3 protein-coding genes are annotated in these 1,576 nt (G+C 50.8%); 2 read left to right on the top strand and 1 reads right to left on the bottom strand.

The genetic code is table 11. The features are described from left to right. The coding region (locus AAC01S_RS18395; protein WP_157071302.1) for an IS66 family transposase at positions 1-831 on the bottom strand (831 nt) is incomplete at its 3' end. A gap of 178 nt (positions 832-1,009) precedes the next feature. Between AAC01S_RS18395 and AAC01S_RS18390 the strand changes: the two genes are divergently transcribed. Together AAC01S_RS18390 and AAC01S_RS20350 are read left to right on the top strand one after the other, a co-directional pair. After that, positions 1,010-1,297, top strand: a complete 288-nt coding sequence (locus tag AAC01S_RS18390; protein ID WP_067623977.1) for a transposase — start codon at positions 1,010-1,012, stop codon at positions 1,295-1,297. Between the two features lie 50 nt (positions 1,298-1,347). Then, on the top strand, positions 1,348-1,576 hold a 229-nt coding region (locus AAC01S_RS20350; protein ID WP_169794099.1), incomplete at its 3' end, for an IS3 family transposase.

Here is a 1,576-nt window from a genome sequence, read left to right as displayed (position 1 = left end):
TAGCCACATATAGGACTTGGTTTCTGCCGCTCGACCCGCTTCGTGCAGCACCTGCACCCGCGTCTCATCAGCGTGCAGATACTTGTGCGTTAAAAGTTCTTCGTGCATCCTTCGATACATAGGGCGAAGCCAATGCTCCGCAGCAGCCACTACCCAATTCGCCATGGTTTGCCTAGACAACGGAATGCCTTGGCGTTCAAATTGCTGCTCCAATCGGTAAAGCGGCATGCCTTCCAAGTATTTCTTCGTGATGATGTAGGCGACAGCGTCAGGAGAAGCCAAACTGCCTGGAAAAGCTGGACGAGGCATGGTCGCTTTCACAACGGGTGTCTTGATCTCTGTCTTCTCGCAAGGACGACAGCTGTAGATCATTTGTACATGTTCGACGATTTTCTTCTGAGCTGGCACAATCACGAGTTCTCGGCGAACTTCAGAACTCATTTCGTGCATGGTTTCCCCACAGCACGGACACGCTCGTTGGTCTTCGGCAAGACGATACTCGATTCTTTCCGTCGGTAGGTTCTTCAGCATTTCCTCTCGCGCTGCGGCGCGTCTCTTGCGTTTCTCATGAGCCATGGCTTCGGTTTCCTGCGGTAAGACCTCTTCCTCCACCTCTGTAGCCGCTTCCGTTTCCACTTCATTAAACAACCGCAGTTGATCCGCATCGGAACGCTCGCTGGAAGCGCCAAAACGCTTATGTTGAGCCAGACGCAACTGTTCTTCGTACCATGTCAGTTGCCGGGTCAGGTATTCTACTTTTTGCTCCAATTGCACATTTCGTTGGTGGAGCGATTCATAAGGTTCGATGGCTTCCGCTGCTTCATTTGTCATAGTCTACAAGTTCGACAAATGTCCTCGAATCCCTGGTTGCAACAAGGGGTTTCACTCTTTTTTGAATATTCCTATGAACCTCATCGCCTCAAATCACGCTGCGTGCCTTTATACTGGCCCCAGAGTCAACCCAGACAGATGAGGTGAGGTAAAATAGACGTAGAGAGGTGTTTGACTCATGCCAGGACGTAAGTGGACTGTGGACGAGAAAATGAACATTGTGTTGGAAGGGATGGTTCCCGGGGCAAATATCAGCGAGGTTTGCCGACAGCATGGTGTGGCCCAAAGTCTGTATTACAAGTGGCGTGACGCATTTCTGGCTGGTGGACGAGCAGGGCTTCAGTCAGGCCCTTCTACCCGGGAGCAGGAGTTGGAGAAGCAGTTGCAGGAAGCCATGAGCAAAATTGGCGAGCAAGCTATGGAAATCGATGTGTTGCGAAAAAAATCGAACTGGGGCCGGAAGTAAACAGCCGTTCCTTGGTTGCTCAGCTCGTCAAGGAAGGGTTTCGGGTCCCAGTGATTGCGAAAGCATTGGAGCTGAATCGAACTTATTGTTATAGCTTGTTAAAGGAGCCTGTGAAGAAGGCGAACAAAGCGGTTATCGAGAAAGACGCCCTATTGAAACAGCGGATTCGCCATCTATGCGAGAGATTCCCACGATATGGATACCGTAGAATCAAGGTCATGTTGCGTCGTCAATACAGCATGCAGGTAAACCACAAACGAGTACACCGGCTCATGCGAG

The organism is Alicyclobacillus acidiphilus NBRC 100859 (assembly GCF_001544355.1).
Lineage (GTDB): Bacteria > Bacillota > Bacilli > Alicyclobacillales > Alicyclobacillaceae > Alicyclobacillus > Alicyclobacillus acidiphilus.
This window is presented reverse-complemented; position numbering and strand designations above follow the sequence as displayed.

Bases quoted from the DNA above. Each gene is read 5' to 3' on its own strand.
- AAC01S_RS18390 (WP_067623977.1), top strand. From the start codon at position 1,010: ATGCCAGGACGTAAGTGGACTGTGGACGAGAAAATGAACATTGTGTTG.